The 4245-nt window shown below is 29.8% G+C and carries 3 protein-coding genes, 2 tRNA genes and 1 rRNA gene; 5 read left to right on the forward strand and 1 reads right to left on the reverse strand.

What is annotated here, in order from left to right; genetic code table 11:
• Positions 1–75: 75 nt before the first annotated feature.
• The 4 genes from L3B96_RS26990 to L3B96_RS27005 all read left to right on the forward strand — a co-directional run bounded on the left by L3B96_RS26990 (position 76) and on the right by L3B96_RS27005 (position 1749).
• A tRNA-Lys gene (locus tag L3B96_RS26990) sits at positions 76–151 on the forward strand.
• Positions 152–445: 294 nt separating this feature from the next.
• Positions 446–1393, forward strand: a complete 948-nt coding sequence (locus L3B96_RS26995; RefSeq protein ID WP_236895802.1) for an L-lactate dehydrogenase — start codon at positions 446–448, stop codon at positions 1391–1393.
• Between the two features lie 158 nt (positions 1394–1551).
• Positions 1552–1668: ribosomal RNA gene (rrf, locus tag L3B96_RS27000) — 5S ribosomal RNA — on the forward strand.
• A gap of 5 nt (positions 1669–1673) precedes the next feature.
• A tRNA-Lys gene (locus L3B96_RS27005) sits at positions 1674–1749 on the forward strand.
• 190 nt (positions 1750–1939) lie between these two features.
• On the opposite strand, the gene L3B96_RS27010 is transcribed toward L3B96_RS27005, so the two are convergent.
• Positions 1940–2689: a signal peptidase II gene (locus L3B96_RS27010; protein ID WP_238949053.1), complete on the reverse strand. Its 750-nt coding sequence runs from the start codon at positions 2687–2689 to the stop codon at positions 1940–1942.
• Positions 2690–2912: 223 nt separating this feature from the next.
• On the opposite strand from L3B96_RS27010, the gene L3B96_RS27015 reads away from it, so the two are divergent.
• On the forward strand, positions 2913–3719 hold the full coding sequence (locus tag L3B96_RS27015) for a pyruvate, water dikinase regulatory protein (RefSeq protein ID WP_012061051.1): 807 nt from the start codon (positions 2913–2915) through the stop codon (positions 3717–3719).
• Positions 3720–4245: the final 526 nt, after the last annotated feature.

Raw genomic sequence — 4245 nt, forward strand, 5'->3', positions numbered from 1 at the left:
AAGTTAAGGTCTATAGCGCCGATGGTACTGCATGGGAGACTGTGTGGCAGAGTAGGACGTTGCGAGGTAAGATTTGCGTGATTAGCTCAGTTGGTAGAGCACCTGACTCTTAATCAGGGTGTCCAGGGTTCGAATCCCTGATGACGCACCATAACAAAGGTTGTTAATTTTATTAACAACCTTTTTTGTTTTAAAATAAATTATTAAAGAAGTAATTTATTTTCAGTATTATAAACATTTAGGAATAAAAGATTGGATTAATTTATTAATTAGATAAATTTTGAATACGAAGACTGATTTTATATTCTTAGAAGAAAGTTAAGATAGTGTATAATATAATCCATAATATTTAATCGTGCATATATAAGTAATTATAAGTGAATAAATGAGTGTAAAATAAAAATAATAATATGAGTAAGAATAAGTTTCTTAAAAGGAGTTAAATATGAGTTTAAAAAAAAGTAAAGTGGCTATTATAGGAACGGGATTAGTAGGGTCTAGTACAGCCTTTAGTCTGATGACTCAAGGGGTATGTGATGAGATATTAATGATTGATATAAATGAAGAAAAGGCTCTAGGGGAAGTAATGGATTTAAACCATTGTATTGAATATTTGAATAGAAATATAAGAATTGTCAGGGGGAACTATGAGCAATGCGGGGATGTAGATATTGTGGTAATAACAGCTGGTGCACCTCCTAAGCAAGGGCAAACTAGATTAGATACACTAGAATTATCAGCTAAAATAGTAGAATCCATTGTAAGGCCAATAATGAAGAGTGGATTTAAAGGACACTTTATTGTTATTTCCAATCCGGTTGATATGATAGCATATCATGTTTATAAGATATCTGGGCTACCAAAGAGTCATATTATAGGCACTGGTACTTCAGTTGATTCAGCAAGACTAAAAAATTTCATTGGGGAACTATTAAATGTGGATCCGCGTAGTGTGCAAGGATATTCTATGGGAGAACACGGAGATTCACAGATGGTCCCATGGTCTCATGTTACAGTTGGAGGGAAGTCATTCTACGAGATATTAAAAGACAATAAAGATAGAGTAGGAAAAGTTGACTTAGATAAACTAGTACTAGAAACAGCGAGAGCAGGTTGGGAAGTGTACAATAGAAAAGGAACAACGTATTATGGTATAGCAACAGCAGCTGTAGGAGTCATAAAAGCGATAATAAATGATGAAAACAAGATAATGCCAGTATCTACATTATTAGATGGCGAGTATGGAGAAAAAGATGTTTTTTGTGGAGTACCTGCTGTTTTAAATGCTGATGGGGTTAAAGAGGTAGTGGAAATTCATATGACAAAAGAAGAGTTGAGCAAGTTTAAAAGATCTATAGAGTTAATAAAAGAATATACCGAAAAAATAAAATAAGTTTTATTTCTGAATAAGTGTTGACATAATAGATAATACTATGTATAATAATATCTTGTTGAGACAAGTTTTCGACAAGATATTATAAAATAGTTATATAAAGATTATTTCATAAATTTGAAGTAATAGATGAAGATTGTATTAACTATTAATTAAAATCTCGTGATGATGGCATAGAGGTAACACTCCTTTCCATTCCGAACAGGAAAGTTAAGGTCTATAGCGCCGATGGTACTGCATGGGAGACTGTGTGGCAGAGTAGGACGTTGCGAGGTAAGATGGTTCACTAGCTCAGTCGGTAGAGCACATGACTTTTAATCATGGTGTCCCGGGTTCGATTCCCGGGTGAGCCACCAATTACTTTATTAAAAGTAATCTTATTGAAAAACTTGCTTAGTATTTATATAAATAAAAGAGTTTTACTGAAAGTAAAACTCTTTTTTTTATTTACCTTTATAAATTTTGAAACATATCATATTACAAATTTATAAAATGAATAACATTAAATAAGTATTCATAGGTTTTACTAATCTAATAGATAACTGTTTAGAAGGGTTTGAACTTATGCGAGATATCCTTTTTTATAAATAAGAAAAACTTTCTTAATGATTGAATATCTTCCTTAACTGATGTATCTTCATTAGACGCAAGGTATCCATTGTTAAACATAGTGAGGGCAAAGAATAATATTCCTATATTAATATATAAGTCTTTTATATCAGCAATGAATAAATTACTTATTCCTATAAAATCTAAACTACCACCATAAAAAATCTTGTCAATCAGCGAACATGTAGCACCACAGCATACAAAAATGAAGCACATATCAGCCCAGAAATCCTTGTTTTCTTTGTATAAATAATATCTATATACTTCGATAAAAATAAATATAGCAAATATATTTATAGTTATTAAAATAGGAAAATTGACAGATGCTCCAAATCTAGCATTTAGCCAAGAACCTTCAGTATTAATTATAGGTCGAAAATATAACAAGCTAGATATTATAGGAAAATCATTATTAAACCAAAAGAGTTTTATTAATATCTTTATTCCTTGATCAAATAGAAAAAGAAAGAAAAATAGAATTACAAGTGTATTAGACTTAAATCCACGTTCGTATTTAATTCCGATTATGTAGCTAAATAGACCTACTAGCGCAAATAATATAATTAGTATCATATTAAATAAAATTGTTCTAAGATCATTAATTCTTCCAGTAATAAGCTCGAATAAGACATATATAGTCCACATCAAAGGAAGAATACTTATAGTTAACACTTTTTTATTTTTCATAAGAGTACCTCCAACTGTAATTGTATTACGTTATACTAAAGTGTAACATATAGTAAAAAAAAATTCACTACTGTTAAATGAACCAAATTTAGTTTAATATAGAGATAACAGGAACACATACATAATTAATTAAAGTATTGTAAGCATTGGTCAGGGTATATATTTATAAAAAAAGAGTAAGGTATAAAAAGTATCATGAGATTATGAGAAAGAAGGTATAAATATGTTAACAATTTTAGCAGTATCAGATTCGATAGGAGAAACTGCAAACCAAGTTGCTGTTGCAGCGGCAAGTCAATTTACAGAAAAAGTAGATGTTAAAAGAATTCCATATGTAAAATCTTTAGAAGATGTTGAAGATGTAATGAATATCGCAAATGAGTGCGAGAGCGTGATAATTGTATCTACTATAATTACTGTTAATGTAAGGGAGCATTTGACACAAAAAGCAATGGAAAAAAATATATCGGTTATGAATGTATTAGGGCCAATAATAAATGTGGCATCAACTATATTAAATACACATCCTACATACAACCCAGGTGCTATGAGGCAAACAGACGAAGTATATTTCAAGAGAATAGAAGCCATGGAATTTGCTATGCAATATGATGATAGTAAAGATTATAGGGGATTAAAGAATGCCGATGTAGTGTTGATCGGACTTTCAAGAACTTCAAAAACACCACTTTGTATGTATTTGGCCAATAAGGGGGTAAAGGCAATAAACATTCCTTTAATGCCTGAAGTGGGAGTTCCAGATGAAATATATGAAATTGATAGAAAAAAAGTATTTGGATTAACAATAAATCCACTTAGATTAATTGAAATAAGGAAAAGAAGGTTAGATAAGTTTCATAGGATTACGTCCGACATTGAATATGCAGGAGATGCAAGAGTGTTAGAAGAACTTGATTTTGCGGATAAAATAATGAGAAAAATAGGATGTAAGACTATAGATGTTACAGAGAGAGCTATTGAAGATACTGCTTTAATTATTCTAGAGAAGATAGGGTATAACAATAAATAAGCTATTAATAAGCAACTAATTTTGGAAATGATATAAGTTGATATATAAGATAAGTTAAAAAAAGCAAGTTTTGTTTACCAAAATATTTGTAAGCGAAATTTGCTTTTTTTATATCAAATGCGCTAAGCTGTTGTACTTAAACATAATGGAAATAAAGAAAAGTTAGTGAAAGTTTATATAGTATATAATATAACTATTCCTAGTGTATCACTAATAGAATTAGAGAGAATTTCACATAAATTTTAGACTATAATGAATATAAAGTCATTTAATAGGATAATTTAATATAATAAGACAATTATCATATATGTTAATATAATAAACGTCGCTGAGATGCATAAATAACTTGAATTGAACTAGAAAAAACTTTTCTGGTAGAGTTAAAAAAATTAAAAAGTTATTGACAGTATGTAAAACAGATGATATACTAAATAAGTCGCTTGAGGGTGACATAAATTAATAACTACAATGAGAATTGTAGGAAAGAAAATTGGTCTTTGAAAATTGAACAGAATAACATAAATAC

The sequence above is a fragment of the Clostridium sp. YIM B02569 genome (assembly GCF_022320765.1).
GTDB classification, from domain to species: domain Bacteria; phylum Bacillota; class Clostridia; order Clostridiales; family Clostridiaceae; genus Clostridium; species Clostridium beijerinckii.